The organism is Vibrio sp. OPT18 (assembly GCF_015163615.1).
Lineage (GTDB): Bacteria > Pseudomonadota > Gammaproteobacteria > Enterobacterales > Vibrionaceae > Vibrio > Vibrio coralliirubri.
In genome coordinates this window covers 47843-64088 of record NZ_JADDYK010000092.1, presented here as the reverse complement: position 1 = coordinate 64088, position 16246 = coordinate 47843, and the positions used below count along the sequence as shown (strand labels likewise).

Here is a 16246-nt window from a genome sequence, read left to right as displayed (position 1 = left end):
TTAGAATTGCGAATGATTAGCATAACTGACGTGAATAAGACCGGAAATTCTATCGATAGCTTTCGTGGATTGATACAAGAAACTGGTTTGTGTTAGAGATTTGTTAGCTAGGTGGGGATTATTGCAGCATTTTTATGAAGATACTTGAATAGCCTCGGTCGAGGTTCGAGGCTATTCAGTCTGTGTACTGGGTTAGAATCGCAAATGATTGAGTTCGCTATCTATTTTACCCCGTTACTTTTTGAGATTGATTTCAGCCTCGATTGAGCCGGTTTCAATCTCAGGGTGAGACGCTAGTTTGTCTGCAGCCCATTGGTTGATGTGTTTCAGAATAGCAGACACCGCGTGTTTTTCCGTTGGTGCTTGGTCTTGTTCGACATCGATCTTTTGCTTTGGATGTGAGCCTGTCGCATCTTCAGCAATATGAAGCCAATCTGGGTGCCAGTAATATGGCTGGCCGCTCGGTGTTGTCCAACTGTGAACACCGTTTGACTCTCCTTTATAACTTAATTGGTCTGCTTCTATTTTTTTCATTGTTATCTCGCATGTTTTTGGGTTACATCAAATTATTGAGGTAGAAAGCCAACTTAGCTCCTACCTTGGGTACAAACTTAGCAAAGCTTACAAAGTTATCTGTGAACTAATTCACACTATTGTGGAAATTAGGTGCGATCATATGGATAGCAGCAATAGTTGTTGGCGTAAGTGATAAAATCACCGGCTTACAGAATTTCTCTAGGTAGTACAATTAGATGGCGCGTTATGAAGAGCTTGCAAAGGATATTCGAACTCAGATAGCCAACAATACGTGGCGATCCGGAGAAAAGATCCCTTCGGTACGCACGAGTTGTCGAAATTACAACGTCAGCAATAGTACAGTCTTACAAGCCTACCAGTTGCTAGAAAGCGAAGGGTGGATCATCGCTAAACCTCAGTCGGGCTACTTTGTAGCGCCAAGGCTGGACGGCGTTGATTACGCACAGCCACTCGTTAGTGAAAAGAAAGCCATTAATGACCGCTTATTTGATTTCTTGAAGTCGAGTTCAGCCGAAGGTGTGATTCCTTTCGGCTCTGCATTCCCAGATCCTGACCTGTTCCCGTTACCTACCTTGACTCGAAACCTTGCTAGCGCGGGCAGGAAGATGACTGGCGCGAGTGTGATAAATAATTTACCACCGGGCAGTGAGTCCTTGAGAAGACAAATCGCGCAGCGTTATCTGCAGCAAGGGATTACAGTTAATCATCAAGACATCGTAATTACGTCTGGTGCTATGGAAGCGCTCAACTTGAGCCTGCAAACGGTCACTAAGTCGGGTGATAACGTCGTGATAGAGTCTCCCGCCTTTTATGGTGCTCTGCAGGCTGTCGAGAGGCTAGGGCTTAATCCTATCGAAGTGGACGTTTGTCCAATCAATGGGTTGAATATAGAGCAGTTTGAAAACGCACTACAAAACCAAGATGTTAAAGCGTGTTGGCTGATGACGACTTTTCAAAACCCGACGGGAACCAGTTTGTCGGAACAGGCAAAGCGCCGTGTGGTAGAGATTGCAGAACAGCATGGAACCTACATTATTGAAGATGACGTGTATGGCGATCTTTATTATGAAGGGCACAAGCCGAAGCCATTAAAGGCTTTCGATAAGACCGATTCCGTCTTGCTTTGTGGGTCGTATTCAAAAAGCTTGTGTCCCGGTTATCGAGTAGGGTGGGTTGTGAACACGCGTTTTAACGATGCGATTCAAAAGTTACAGCTTCTTTCTACGTTATCGAGCAGCGCTCCCGTTCAACTTGGTGTCGCCCATTTCTTAACACATGAAAGCTACGACAATCACCTTCGTAAACTGCGTAAAAACCTTGTAGTCAGGAAAGAGCGATTTATCGATGTCATTAAGCAGTACTTTCCGCATTCAGTCGAGATTGAAGAACCGGCTGGTGGCTACTTGATATGGATTCGTTTCTCTGAAAAATTCGACAGCCAACAGTTTCATCAGCTGGCTATCGAACAAGGTATTAGCGTCGCATCTGGCGATCTGTTTAGTGAGCAGGGCAGAGTGGATAACGCGATACGATTGAACTTCTCTTATGAACTGACAGAAGAGAAAGAACAGGCGCTCATCTGGCTTGGCAAACTGGCACATCAACTTACGCACTCGTAAAACCTTAAGTCCCTCATAAAAAAGACAATCATTCCAACTGTACGGGTTGTTTGTGGGGTAACTGTACGCCTAATTGAGCAAAGAGTTGTGATTCAATAACGGTAGACCAAATATTGGAGACACCGTTATGTTGAAAATGACTATGGGAAATGAAGTTAAGCTGATTATTGTCGCGATTGTGTGTGCGCTTCTGCTTATTCTCGGCCACGTACTGCTGGCAAAAGCATTCGCTGATATGGCGTGGGCGGAATACACCACTGCCGCGATTCCATTCGTTATGATGGCAATCTGCGGTCTCGCAATAAAATACGCTATCGACCAAGATGTCGATTAGCTTTTGAGTAACGAGTCTTAGATGGTGGCACGCTGAAACAGCCGTCGTCTCGTTTTATTCCGAACATAAAAAAACCTCCGCAAGTGCGGAGGTTTTTATTTGTTCTTAACTTTTAATATCGAATAGGTTTCGAATTAGAAGTTAGCAGAGCGTGGTGTACGTGGGAATGGAATCACGTCACGAACGTTGCCCATACCTGTTACGTAAGATACTAGACGCTCGAAACCAAGACCGAAACCAGCGTGTGGCACTGTGCCATATTTACGTAGGTCGCGGTACCAGCTCATGTGCTCAGGGTCGATACCCATAGCAATCATACGCTCGTCTAGAATGTCTAGACGCTCTTCACGTTGTGCACCACCGATGATTTCACCGATGCCTGGTGCAAGTACGTCCATTGCTGCAACTGTTTTGCCGTCGTCGTTTAAGCGCATGTAGAAAGCTTTGATGTCTTTCGGGTAGTTCTTAACGATAACAGGAGCTTTGAAGTGCTCTTCAGCTAGGTAACGCTCATGCTCAGAAGACATGTCGATGCCCCACTCAACGTCAAACTCAAATTTCTTACCAGAGTCTAGTAGGATTTGGATTGCGTCAGTGTAGTCAACTTGTGCGAAATCAGCGTCTACGAATTGCTCTAGACGAGTGATTGCTTGCTTGTCGATACGAGAAGCGAAGAACTCAAGGTCGTCGCGGCGCTCTTCAAGAACAGCAGCGAAAACGTACTTAAGCATGTCTTCAGCCAGTTTCGCTACATCGTTAAGGTCTGCAAACGCAACTTCAGGCTCAACCATCCAGAACTCAGCTAGGTGGCGGCTTGTGTTTGAGTTTTCAGCACGGAACGTAGGACCGAACGTGTAAACCTTGCTTAGTGCACAAGCGTAAGCTTCAGCATTAAGTTGGCCAGATACTGTTAGGAACGTTTCTTTACCGAAGAAATCTTCGTTGAAGTCTACGTCGCCTTTTTCAGTGCGTGGTAGGTTTTCCATGTCTAGCGTAGAAACACGGAACATTTCACCAGCGCCTTCTGCATCAGATGCAGTGATAAGCGGAGCAGAAGTCCAGAAGAAGCCTTGCTCGTGGTAGAAACGGTGAATCGCTTGAGATAGACAGTTACGTACACGTGCTACTGCGCCAATCACGTTTGTACGTGGACGTAGGTGAGCAACTTCACGAAGGTATTCGATAGAGTGACGTGTCTTAGCCATTGGGTAAGTGTCAGCGTCTTCAACCCAGCCTACAACTTTAACGTCAGTTGCTGCTAGTTCGAAGTCTTGACCTTTCGCAGGAGACTCAACAATCTTACCCGTTACTTCAACAGAGCAGCCAGTCGTTAGCTTTAATACTTCGTTTTCGTAATTATTAAGATTATTAGGAACCACGGCCTGAATCGGGTCGAAACAAGAGCCGTCATAAATGGCAAGGAAAGAGATTCCAGCTTTGGAATCACGACGTGAACGGATCCAGCCGCGAACAGTTACTTCACTGTCTACCGCTAGCTTGCCGCCAAGTACGTCTGTTACAGGCGCGTAAGTCATGTTGATTTCATTCTCCATTGAGGGACAAATTCAACTCAAAGTCTCTGGCATTGCTGCAAATAAACATACATTTGCACAATAATTAACCGAAACATTAAGTTGTATAAACTTTTTAAATCGATTGAACATATTACCTGTCATACCGACAGCTTCAACCTTTATTCTTGCTTGGTGAAAGAAATATTGTGTCTACTGACGATAAATAGGTTTGAGGGTGTATTTTTTGTTCGATATTAGCGTCAGCCTTACCTTTGACCCTATGTGAGCTGTTGAACGAGCAAGGCGTAATCGAAACCTTTGTTTTCAATAATGGGAGTGTGATTGTGTTGAGACTCACTCTATATTGGCGCGGATTCAGTCATATTGGACTTGGTCACCTTCTTAATTTCCCACTAAAGCAACAAGAGGAGTTTAATATCTACGTGTTAATTACGCCGCCTTAACCCCTGCATTCTCTCTACACCCGCACTTTTCGAGCGCTCGCTCATTCAAGAAAAACAGTCGATCAAATTATGTCTCAACAAGGCAGAACTGGCTGTACAAGTAAAAGAGAATTACATGCTTAATTATTTAAAAAAACACTGCTTATCAAACGTTAAAGGAGATTCATTATCTGGGATTGTGGTTGCACTCGCATTGATCCCTGAAGCCATCGCATTTTCAATTATTGCAGGCGTTGACCCTAAAGTAGGGCTCTATGCGTCGTTCTGTATTTGTGTCGTCACCGCTTTGGTTGGCAGTCGTCCGGGAATGATTTCCGGTGCAACAGGCGCTATGGCGCTATTAATGGTCACCTTAGTGAGAGAGCACGGATTAGAATATCTACTCGCAGCTTCGTTTCTAGCTGGCGTTATTCAAATCGCAGCTGGGTATCTTAAGCTTGGTAACCTGATGAATTTCGTTTCCAAATCGGTGATTACTGGATTTGTTAACGCGCTCGCCATTCTAATTTTCATGGCTCAACTTCCTGAATTAATCAACGTGCCTTCAAGCGTTTACGTGTTAGTCGTTTTGGGTTTGGCGATCATTTATCTACTTCCTTATTTTCCCAAGTTTGGTCGTGCGATACCTTCTCCACTGGTCGCGATTGTTACCCTGACAATCGTTAGTTTGCTGTTCGGCTTAGATGTGAGAACGATTGGCGATATGGGCAAGCTTCCTGATTCACTGCCTGTGTTCTTGATTCCTAATATTCCATTCACGTTTGATACGCTTGCGACCATCCTGCCATATTCGATTGCTCTGTCTCTGGTTGGCTTGCTGGAATCCTTGATGACAGCGACCATAGTCGATGATCTGACAGATACTGAAAGCAATAAAAACAATGAGTGTAAAGGACAGGGAGTAGCGAACATCGTTGCCTCATTATTTGGTGGCATGGCGGGTTGTGCGATGATTGGCCAGTCGATCATTAACATCAAATCAGGCGGCTTAACCCGATTATCCAGCATGATCGCTGGGGTGGTTTTACTGCTAATGGTGGTGTTTGTTTCGGATTGGTTGAAGCTGATACCGATGGCGGCTTTAGTATCTGTGATGATCATGGTTTCTATCGGCACATTCTCATGGCGTTCCATTGTTGAGCTTAAAGATCACACACTGCCAACCAATGTAACCATGCTAGCAACCGTGGCGGTGGTGGTGGTTACTCATAACTTAGCAATAGGTGTTGCGGTTGGCGTGGTGCTGTCGGCTCTGTTTTATGCACATGCCAGCAAATCCATGGTGTTTATATCCGATGAAGTCGTGACCAACGAAATGCACACCATTCACCGAGTAAAAGGTCATGTCTTCTTTGCTTCGTCAGATGCGTTTGTCGACTTATTTGATTATGACAACGCGACCTCTTTAGTGACCATCGATATATCGGATGCGTCATTCTTAGATAATACCTCGGTCGAGGCGCTTGATAAGGTTGTGTTCAAGTTCCGTAAAAAAGGGGCTTACGTTGAAGTGTCAGGAATGGATAGCGTGAGTGCGAATCTGATAGTCAAACACGCGATGTATCACAAGCATAAAGACTTAACCGCGGTTTCCATTACACACTAATCATTGTTTAAGGTTCTTTGAACGCCTCACTAGACATTGCTAGGAAGATAAAGCGCTCATTGTTGAGCGCTTTTTTGTTGGCGATCTATGACTTCTTCTTTGTACTCGACAAAGTGAACTGATTAATCAGTGACTCAAGGTGATCAGACAGCTCTTCTAAATCATTACTGATTCCACGAGTTTCAGCCGCAGATTGCGACGTGTTGTTTGCGTGAGAGGTGATGGTTTCAACCTTTTGTTGAACATCCTGAGTCGCTTGTGTGGTGGATTGCGTTTGCTGCTGAATATTCTGTGCGTGAGCCAGCACCTGTTTCATCTCTTCGACCACACCATTCATTTCAATTGAAAGTGCGTCGATATAGGTCGAGCTTTGATGGGCTTGTTCGCAAACGCGATCGGCAGAAGTCAGCGACTCTTCACTGCCTTGCTGGAATTGATGAATGATTGATTCAATACTGCCTGTTGCTTCAGCGGTTCGCGATGCGAGATGGCGAACTTCATCTGCTACTACCGCAAAGCCTCGGCCTTGTTCTCCCGCTCGCGCCGCTTCAATCGCTGCATTCAAGGCCAGAAGGTTGGTTTGGTCGGCAATGCCACGAATCACACTCAATATTGAAGAGACCTCTCCGGTTTGCTCATTGAGTGTCAGTATTTTGTGTTTCACTTCTTCTATGCTGCTAACGAGGTTTTTTATCTCACTGCTTGCGTCGTGTGCTTGGTTGGCACTCTTACACGCCACATCGGCGGTGTGGTTGATAAGCTCTGAAGCCGTTAAAGTCGCTTGTTCTACATTGACTTGCTGTGCCTGTATCCCTTCGACATTGTGTTGCACTACAGCGGTTTCGCTTTGCTGGTCGCTGGCAGCTTGCTCGGTAATTTGCGCGACGCTAGTCAATTGGTTAGCCGAGGCATTCAACTTGTGCGAGGTGCTTTGTACCTTTTCTAAGCTGTCAGATACGGTTCCCATGAACGAGTTGATGGAGTTAGCCAGCGTGCCAATCTCATCCTTGCTTTGTTCCGGCAGGCGAGTGGATAGGTTTTTATCGTTGCTGACTTGGGTCATAAAGCGAGAGGTCTGTTGCAGCGGGCGTACGATAATCTTACGAATTAATCCCATCGTAAGCACGAATCCGGCAAACGATATCACCGCCATAATGCCAATAGCAGCCATGGTTTGAGTGTTGATCAGCGAGTTAACATGGTTGAGGTTATATTCGAGGCGAATTGCACCCAAGACTTCACCTTCTGGTGCCATATGACAGGCGACACAATTGGTTCCTCGGTAATCTTCACTCGACTTCATTGGCAGAGCAATAACCAAGCCTTTGCCCCAATCAGCAGAAAAAGGTTCGATAACGGTTTCGCCCGCTAGCGCTCGTTTATCAATATCGTCAACCGGTGTTTGGTTGTCATTACCTGGGCCGTATAACTTGCTGACAGCGTCGGCGCGCAAAACACGAACGTCTTCGATGCCTTCTTGAGCCAGTGCTTTCTGACGAAGGGTCTCTTTTTGTGCCATGGTGCCGGTGAGCATCATCATGTTGAGGCTATCGAAGTAGTTACTTGCTTTGTCGTGTAGCTGTTCACTCAACACCGAGTTAACCAGTTGTTTTTGCTGCGAGTATTGGAAATAGGTCGATATTGCCAGCAAAAAAGTGAACACGATGGCGAGGGCCACTAGGATTTTGAAGGTGATTGTTGAGCGCATAAGGTGGTTGTTTTTATTAATTATAATGACGTAAATACTGTACTAGTAAGAATTCCTACCACCTATGGGGTATCGTTAATTGTGTGACCACACTCCGGTTGTGGTTATGTTTCTGTGATGTAGCGAGTTTGTGTTGTATCTGATGTTGAAATGGAACGCGCTTCAAGCTAGTCGCTGTTCTTAAACATGTGTTGTTCTTGCGACATCGTGTTGTGAAACATACAGCTGCTTTGGGAATATAGGACTGTTATTGAAGTGCAGCATCGGGTTGTGAGTTTGCTGATAATTAGAAAAGCCTAGGTTGTTAATCAGCTCGATGTATTTGTCCGCTTGTCTTTTATCAATAAAGACTATTGTTTTAGACGTCTTAGTGGTCAATTTATATCCAAATGGCTGTTTTGTTCAATTTAATAGCAAAAATTGTGGTTATAGCGTTGTGTTTCGAGGCTCATTCGATAAGATGAAAAGACCTCTATGATAGAGGTAGGGCAGCAACGGATACGCTGCTTCAAATACTATGGAATGTGACTTATTGGACACATACATGAAATTCAAGATTACATCGCCGATTATTGAACCTACGGAAGGTTCACCACATCAGTTAATGCTTACTTACGCTTCTCGTTTTACCTCTTTTAAGACAAGCTCCCCTTTGAACGCCCTGTTCGACAACGTCTCTGCACGCTTCTTTACCGCTTATCGCTCCTATTGTTATTCGTTTTATAACTTTATTTCTATCTGAACTCCTTTGTCATCCGCTCGATGAACGAAGACTCACATCTATAAAAACTAAATAAATAAGTTAAAAACAATGAATATTAAAATGATGGGTAGCTCCCTAATTATCGCTGGTACCGCTCTCGGTGCTGGTATGCTTGCGATCCCAATGGTATTAGCTCAATTCGGATTGCTTTACGGCACACTGCTTATGGTACTGATCTGTTTCGGTACGACTTACGCAGCATTACTACTTCTAGAAGCGACCATCAAAGCGGGTGGCGGTCTAGGATTAAACTCTATTGCCCGAAAAACCTTGGGTAAACAAGGTCAGTTGCTTACCAACGGCTTGCTATACGCGTTGTTGATTTGCCTATTAATGGCTTACATTCTGGGCGCAGGTGACTTGCTGAGTAAGTTACTGTCTAACTTTGGCGTCGAAATTACCGCGACTACCAGCCAAACCGTGTTTACCTTGCTTGCTGGCACAGTAGTCGCAAGTGGTACTGGTGTGATTGATAAGCTCAATCGAGCATTGTTCTTCGTGATGCTTGCTAGTTTGTTTGCAACCATGGCTTTCTTGGCGCCGAGCATGACTCAAGAAAACTTGATGCAGGTAACCAGCCATGACCACGTTGATCTAATCAAAACCAGTGCCATCCTGTTTACGAGCTTTGGCTTTATGGTGGTGATTCCAACCTTGGTTTCTTACAACCACGAAGCGACAGACAAACAGTTGCGTAACATGGTGATTATCGGTTCTCTGATCCCATTAGTGTGTTACTTGTGTTGGTTGTTTGCGGTAGTGGGTAACTTGAGTGAAGAGCAATTCAGAAGCTTTGAGAACGTATCAGATTTGATGGCGGCGTTTGAGGCTCAGTCTCCTTGGGTGGGTAACGTTCTGTCTACCTTCACGGGCTTGGCGTTGTTGACCTCTTTCTTTGGTGTGGCGATGGCGTTGTTCAACCAGAACAAAGATATGTTCAACCAAAATACAGCGGTAACGTACTGTATTAGCTTTATCTTGCCGTTGGCGGGTTCACTGCTTGCTGCAGACAAGTTCCTACAAGTACTGAATTACGCAGGCATCATCTTGGTGTTCCTAGCGGTGTTTGTTCCTCTGGTTATGGTTCACAAGCAGCGCTTCATGAAAGTTGCTGATGACCGATACCGAGCAGAAGGTGGCAGTGCAATGATGTTGTTCTCACTGCTGTTTGGTTGTTTCCTGCTTATCTCACAAGTGATCTAGCTCTTTGGTCCATTATCTAAGATGCGAATCGAGCATCTTAGATATAAGTGACCGGAATTTAGATAGAAAAAAAGGAACGCATCGGCGTTCCTTTTTTATTATTTGCTCGTTACCAAGCAAGCTGTGTTAGAGGCTATTAGCAAACTAATGCTAATTAACAAACAACCTTAACAGCCAAACCACCTTGAGATGTCTCACGGTATTTAGCGTTCATGTCTTTACCTGTTTCTAGCATTGTTTCGATAACTTTATCTAGAGAAACAGTAGGAGCAGAAGAACGACGAAGTGCCATACGAGTTGAGTTGATTGCTTTAACTGCAGCAATACCGTTACGCTCGATACATGGTACTTGTACTTGGCCAGCAACTGGGTCACACGTTAGACCTAGGTTGTGCTCCATGCCGATTTCTGCAGCCATACATACTTGCTCAGGGCTACCACCCATAAGCTCAGCAAGACCAGCAGCAGCCATAGAGCATGCCACACCAACTTCACCCTGACAGCCAACTTCAGCACCAGAGATAGAAGCGTTACGCTTGTAAAGACCACCGATCGCGCCAGAAGCTGCGAAGTAACGGATGTAGTCTTTCTCTGTCACTGTTTGGATGAACTTATCGTAGTAAGCCAATACAGCAGGGATGATGCCACATGCGCCGTTTGTTGGTGCCGTTACTACACGACCGCCAGCTGCGTTTTCTTCGTTTACTGCGAAAGCAAACATGTTTACCCAGTCAACAACTGTCATTGGATCATTGGTTGTTTTTTCTGAAGTCATTAGCTGTTGGCGAAGTGCTGCTGCACGACGAGGTACACGCAGTGGACCAGGCAGGATACCTTCAGTATTCATACCGCGATCCATACACTCACGCATCGTTTTCCAAATGTTAGCGAAGTAAGTGCGAGACTCTTCGTCTGAGTGGAATGCTGCTTGGTTTTTCATAACCAGTGTACTGATAGAAAGACCGCTTTCTTTACACTGATTAACCAGCTCTTCAGCTGTTGTGAATTCGTAAGGTGCTTTGATTGGGTTTTCTTCTTCTTTGCCGAAGTTCTCTTCGTCAACGATGAAACCGCCACCAATTGAGTAGTACGTTTTTGAGTATGCAACTTCGTCACCAACCCATGCATGAATGCTCATGCCGTTCTCGTGTAGAGAAAGGTTGCTAGTGTGGAAGTTCATACCGCCATCGCGTGGGAACGATACTGTATGACAGTGCATGCCAACAGGAAGGCGCTCAGTTTCTTCTACGCGAGCAATGAAGCCAGCAATAGAATCGATATCAACACGCTCAGGAGTATTGCCAGCAAGACCCATGATGATTGCGATATCTGTGTGGTGACCTTTCCCTGTCAGTGATAGTGATCCATATACGTCCACGGTGATTTTAGTGATGTCGCGCAATTTTCCCATTGAACGTAGGTCATCAATAAATTCTTTACCCGCTTTCATTGGTCCAACTGTGTGTGAGCTCGATGGACCAACACCGATTTTATAGATATCAAATACACTAATCATAGCGATTACCTCAAAAAGAGAGCCTCCCAAGGGGAGTAGGGAGGCTCATTTATTATCATTATATTTTTTGTCTAATCTCGCGATATAAGATGGATGCCATCTTATAAAAAGGGCTTGAGATTAAAGAGCGCCGTAGATTACAGAACTAATAGCCGCTAGACCACATAAAGCTGTAAAGATTTGCACAGGTGCTGAAGTTTTGTACTTAGCCATAGCTGGTACTTTCTGCATCGCGAATACAGGCATTAGGAACAGGATAGCTGCAATCATTGGAGCACCCATTGTTTCAATCATACCTAGGATGCTTGGGTTAACTACCGCAACAATCCAAGTTGTAACAACGATGAACGCTAGAGATGCTTTCTCAATCTTAGAGATTGAAGAACCAGAGCGAGACTTGATTAGACCAACAAGACCTTCGTGAGCACCTAGGAAGTGACCGAAGTAGCTAGAAGTAATCGCTGCGAACGCTACAAGAGGACCCATGTAAGAGATAAGTGGAGACTCGTGAACGTTAGCTAGGTAAGAAAGTACCGAGATGTTTTGCGCTTGTGCTGTTGCTAGTTGCTCTGGAGATAGAGAAAGTACTACAGAGAATACGAAGAACATTACAAAACCCATCAGCATCATTGCTGCGCCACCAGTGATTGCGTCAGTTTTCTTAACTGCGTCTTCACCGTATACACGACGTTGCTCTTTAGAGAACTGTGAAATGATTGGGCTGTGGTTGAAAGAGAACACGATGATTGGAATAGCAAGCCAGATAATAGAAGGCATTGTTGACCATTCTGGGCTTACGTCCATCATTGAAGTGTTCCAATCAGGAACTAGGTAAAAAGATAGCGCTAGTAGGATGAATACTAGTGGGTAAACCATTGCTGAAGTTGCTTTAAGCATCAGCTCTTTACCGAATACAACACCTGCTGTCATAGCAAGGATAAGTGCACCAGAAAGAAGAGGACGTGGAATAGATTCCATACCCATTTGGTTTACTAGGAAAGAATCAACCGTGTTTGTGATACCAACACCGTAGATAAGAACGATCGGATAGATAGCGAAGAAGTAAGCAAAAGTAATAATGTTTGCGCCAGTCTTACCGAAGTGCTCTTCAACTGTGTCTGTAATGTCAGCTTCAGGGTTTTTAGCAGACAGTACGAAACGAGCTAGAGATTTGTGTGCGAACCAAGTCATTGGTGCCGCAATTAGAGCTAGGATAACTAATGGCCAAAAACCACCCGCACCAGCTTTGATTGGAAGGAATAGTACGCCAGCACCAACTGCTGTACCGAATAGTGATAAACACCAGGTAAAATCTTTATAGTTAAACTTGCTTGAATCTTTAACGGCATTTGCCGAAGAAGTTGTTGTGTTCATGTTAAATTACTCATTTTTTGGGAACAGGAAATAAGTCGGGGCTAATTCTGCAGAATTTTCGTCTGCAAAAAATAGATCTAAATCATGTAATGAAACGGCGTGTCACATGATATGCGAAAAACGGATTTTTGATCACGAAAATAGCGTGCCACAGGTGATTTATGTTTATGCTTGGTATTAGTTTTATTTATGCGAAAGGCGGGGTTGTATAGATTTATACCAGGGAAACGTTTGCGTAAAATTGCATTAATAAATCTGTTCCATAGAAAGTCTGGATTTTGTTAACAGAGATTAAACAAAACGTAGTTGCTATGTAATTCGTTGCACTACATGTTGCTGCAGTGATTGGATAATTTGCGCCGTAACGCCCCAAATTAGGTGCTCTTGGAAAGGCATCGCAAAAACACGATGCTTGATTTGTTTGAAGTTAACAGTGTGACTGTGTAACTTGGCTTGGTCTAAAACATAGGTGGCAGGCACCTCAAAAATAGAGGCAACTTCGTTCTCATCGATGATGGCTTCATAGTCAGGATCGACCATGGCAACAATCGGCGTCACAGAAAATTTACTAATAGTACTCAATGCAGGTAATTGCCCAACAATTTTAACTTGATCCGATCGAATTCCCACCTCCTCATGGAGCTCTCTGAGTGCAGTGAATTGCATAGAAGGGTCAGAAAGTTCGTGTTTACCACCAGGAAAGCTGACTTGGCCGGGGTGATGCTTTAAATGAGCCGCTCTTTTAGTAAAAATGACATGTAAACCATCTTCTCTTTCAACTAAACCTACCACCACTGCCGCTTTACGTAATTGCTCGCCACTGATGTGCGAAACACGCTCTACTGACTCTGGGTGATAGCCAACCGTAGGGTTAAGTTGGAATTGCTGAAGGAAGTTTTCTTTATTCATATCAAGTCAATATATTGATTATTATGATTTTAAGTATAGACATAACCGTGGGTTGATTACCAATATTGAGTTTTTCTTCATTCACTTTCCCTTTTTTAGTTATGAATTGGACGTCATGAGGGGCTGTTTACCGATGAATCTCCTCAGAATGACGATTTTTGCTATATTCAACATGTGCATACAGGCGAGTAAGCGTTACCCATGTCATAAAATTGGGTGACGAAACGTAGATTTTTTGTTTAAGAATTTGATAACAATAACTTAGTAGACCATTCTAAAAAGAAACAAAAGATAAGGTATGAAATGAAAGGAATCATATTCACCGAATTTTTAGAGCTTGTTGAAGATAAGTTTGGGTTAGAGCTTTTGGAAGAAGTTCTAGAAATGTCAGAAGATGAAGGGATCTATACGTCGGTCGGCAGTTACGACCACAAAGACCTTGTCAGGTTGATTATCAACTTGAGTAAGAAAACCGATATTGATGCGGCAAGCTTGCAACGCGTTTTTGGGCAATCTGTATTTAAGAACTTACTGGCCTCTTTACCGAATAAAGCGAGCCTTGCTCACAGCAATACCACCTTTCAATTTATTCAGCACGTAGAGCGCTATATTCACGTAGAAGTGAAGAAGCTCTATCCAGATGCTGAGCCTCCTGAATTCAGTTTTATCACCACGACCGAAGCACAACTTGTTTTTGACTACAAAAGCGCAAGGTGTATGTCTCATGTTTGCTTAGGACTTATAGAAGGATGCGCTGAATACCACGGCGAATCTATCGCGGTGGAGATGACGCCACAAAATGATGACCAAAGCGTGGTTAGGTTTAATCTCAAAGTAGAAAAGTAATATGGATCTGGCATCTGCCCTAGAGAAGAAACTCAAGCGTCAAATCGCGGCGAGGAAAGCGGCTGAAGCATTGTTGGAACAGAAGAGCCTTGAACTGTTCGAGGCTAACCAACAGCTTGAGCTAGCTTTGCGTCAATTAGAAAAGCGCTCCAACGCGAATTTACGTCGTATTGAATTTCAAGAACAAATCGACAACCTGTTGATTGACTTCGGGCGCGCGTTTCTTCGAAGTGATTTAGATGATGTAATGCTGTCTCAACTGACCACAAACGTGACCAACAGTTACCTCATTGAAGCTAGCCGCTTGATATTACCTTCAAAGCTGCTCCCACAACTTCAGACCTACGATTATGGTGATGCATCGGTTGGTGATTTCGACCAAGAAATTGAAGAAATCCAATGGGAAGATGATTTACTAACAGTGCCGCTTGAAGTTGAGAAGGTTATCGTTGGAGCACTAATCGTAAAGGTCAACCTATCTGAACAAGATGTCGACTTCATTGAGAGCCAACTGTTATTGGTCACAGACCTTATCTGTAGTGCTATTACTCACCAATTAGCCATAAACCGGAATATTGAATCACGTAAACGCGCGGAAGAGTCTGAGAGGGCAACGCGTGATTTCGTAGCCATGATTAACCACGAATTGAGAACACCGCTTAATGGTTTATTAGGTAGTGCGGAATTGATCAGCGACACCGAACTGAACAGTTCTCAGCGTGAGATAGTGAATAACCTGAGCCAGTCTGGCGAATTTCTAAGAACCATCATTAATGACCTACTCGATTACAGCAAAATTAATGCTGGGATGTTGGAGCTGATCCCCAAGAAATTTGCGTTGCAGGATCTAAGAAACACGATTGAAAGTATCTTCGTCAATCGTGCAATCGAGAAGCAGCTTGAATTCAATATTACTGTCGCACCTAATGTGCCTTGTCATTTCCAAGGGGATTTAGAACGCATCACTCAGCTGTTTGTGAATTTGATTGGCAATGCGATTAAGTTTACTGAAGACGGACATGTCAATGTTGATATCGAATGGGACAACGATCATTTCGTTTTCTCTGTCGAAGATACTGGGGTTGGAATTGCCAAGTCGGCCCATAAAACGCTCTTCGAACCTTTTACACAGGCGGATAACTCAAGTAGCCGAAACTATGAAGGTACAGGGCTTGGTCTAGCGATTTGCCGCAAATTAGTCGCTTTGATGAATGGCGATATTGGGGTGACCAGTGTTGTAGGTACAGGCACCACCTTTACTATCTCTGTGCCGCTTCAAGTTGTCGATATGCCAACAGAGAGTGACCAAGTATCGAAAGGCTTTGAATCTGAGGTTGAGCTGTCGCTACTTAAAGTGCTGGTGGTCGATGATATTAAGATGAACCAGATCATTATCCAACAGATGCTACGCAAACATGAAATAGAGCCCGCGATAGCTAGCAATGGTATAGAGGGGTTAGAGCTCGCATCAGACAATGAATACGACATTGTATTTATGGACTGCAGAATGCCCGTCATGGATGGCTTTGAGGCGACAGAAAAACTCAGAGAGAAAGGCTACGCCAAATCGATTGTGGCACTGACTGCCGGAACCACGTTAGAAGAGCGAGAGCGTTGCATCAAATGTGGGATGGATGACATTCTGAGCAAGCCATACACCGCCAATGACCTCAAAGAAATGCTTAAGAAGTGGGGTGTCTCTGCGGTGAAGGTCGCTTAAACACGTGAATAAAGCGTTGTGAGCAATGCACTCTGGTTCAAAGACTAAAAAACCGAAGTGACCTTCAGATCCTTCGGTTTCTTCTTATATAGAGCTTTTGCTGAGCGTTAAGCCGCAGAACTCGTCATTAAGT

The 16246-nt window shown here is 44.2% G+C and carries 12 protein-coding genes; 6 read left to right on the top strand and 6 right to left on the bottom strand.

The genetic code is table 11. The features are described from left to right. Positions 1 to 234: 234 nt before the first annotated feature. Positions 235 to 534 carry a hypothetical protein gene (locus IQQ51_RS23295; RefSeq protein ID WP_017060414.1) on the bottom strand — a complete coding sequence of 100 codons (300 nt, stop codon included), beginning with the start codon at positions 532 to 534 and terminating at the stop codon, positions 235 to 237. Positions 535 to 752: 218 nt separating this feature from the next. Here IQQ51_RS23295 and IQQ51_RS23290 point away from each other — a divergent pair, with 218 nt between their 5' ends. Both IQQ51_RS23290 and IQQ51_RS23285 read left to right on the top strand, forming a co-directional pair. Next, positions 753 to 2156, top strand: coding sequence for a PLP-dependent aminotransferase family protein (locus IQQ51_RS23290; protein WP_193842237.1), 1404 nt, complete (start codon positions 753 to 755; stop codon positions 2154 to 2156). A 127-nt stretch (positions 2157 to 2283) separates the two neighbouring features. Continuing rightward, positions 2284 to 2490, top strand: a complete 207-nt coding sequence (locus tag IQQ51_RS23285) for a hypothetical protein (RefSeq protein ID WP_004734707.1) — start codon at positions 2284 to 2286, stop codon at positions 2488 to 2490. Between the two features lie 134 nt (positions 2491 to 2624). Here the strand turns inward: IQQ51_RS23285 and asnS are convergent, their stop codons facing one another. Next, positions 2625 to 4025, bottom strand: coding sequence for an asparagine--tRNA ligase (asnS, locus tag IQQ51_RS23280; RefSeq protein ID WP_017060416.1), 1401 nt, complete (start codon positions 4023 to 4025; stop codon positions 2625 to 2627). A gap of 558 nt (positions 4026 to 4583) precedes the next feature. On the opposite strand from asnS, the gene IQQ51_RS23275 reads away from it, so the two are divergent. Continuing rightward, positions 4584 to 6074, top strand: coding sequence for a SulP family inorganic anion transporter (locus tag IQQ51_RS23275; protein WP_193842236.1), 1491 nt, complete (start codon positions 4584 to 4586; stop codon positions 6072 to 6074). Positions 6075 to 6159: 85 nt separating this feature from the next. Here IQQ51_RS23275 and IQQ51_RS23270 read toward each other — a convergent pair whose 3' ends face one another. Further along, positions 6160 to 7782 carry a methyl-accepting chemotaxis protein gene (locus IQQ51_RS23270; RefSeq protein ID WP_193842235.1) on the bottom strand — a complete coding sequence of 541 codons (1623 nt, stop codon included), beginning with the start codon at positions 7780 to 7782 and terminating at the stop codon, positions 6160 to 6162. 823 nt (positions 7783 to 8605) lie between these two features. On the opposite strand from IQQ51_RS23270, the gene IQQ51_RS23265 reads away from it, so the two are divergent. Beyond that, positions 8606 to 9748 (top strand): amino acid permease, encoded by a 1143-nt coding sequence (locus IQQ51_RS23265; RefSeq protein WP_193842266.1) that lies wholly within the window; start codon positions 8606 to 8608, stop codon positions 9746 to 9748. 154 nt (positions 9749 to 9902) lie between these two features. On the opposite strand, the gene IQQ51_RS23260 is transcribed toward IQQ51_RS23265, so the two are convergent. The 3 genes from IQQ51_RS23260 to IQQ51_RS23250 form a co-directional block, all read right to left on the bottom strand. Next, positions 9903 to 11264 (bottom strand): L-serine ammonia-lyase, encoded by a 1362-nt coding sequence (locus IQQ51_RS23260; protein ID WP_065676971.1) that lies wholly within the window; start codon positions 11262 to 11264, stop codon positions 9903 to 9905. A 120-nt stretch (positions 11265 to 11384) separates the two neighbouring features. Then, entirely contained in the window at positions 11385 to 12638 is a 1254-nt protein-coding gene (locus IQQ51_RS23255) for an aromatic amino acid transport family protein (RefSeq protein ID WP_052878186.1), read from the bottom strand. 309 nt (positions 12639 to 12947) lie between these two features. Further along, the gene (locus IQQ51_RS23250) at positions 12948 to 13547 is read right to left on the bottom strand and encodes a CoA pyrophosphatase (RefSeq protein ID WP_048609199.1); all 600 of its coding nucleotides are present in this window, start codon (positions 13545 to 13547) and stop codon (positions 12948 to 12950) included. 303 nt (positions 13548 to 13850) lie between these two features. Here IQQ51_RS23250 and IQQ51_RS23245 point away from each other — a divergent pair, with 303 nt between their 5' ends. Together IQQ51_RS23245 and IQQ51_RS23240 are read left to right on the top strand one after the other, a co-directional pair. Continuing rightward, positions 13851 to 14393, top strand: coding sequence for a heme NO-binding domain-containing protein (locus tag IQQ51_RS23245; RefSeq protein WP_017060423.1), 543 nt, complete (start codon positions 13851 to 13853; stop codon positions 14391 to 14393). A gap of 1 nt (position 14394) precedes the next feature. Then, positions 14395 to 16113, top strand: coding sequence for an ATP-binding protein (locus IQQ51_RS23240; RefSeq protein WP_193842234.1), 1719 nt, complete (start codon positions 14395 to 14397; stop codon positions 16111 to 16113). The last annotated feature ends 133 nt before the right edge of the window (positions 16114 to 16246 follow it).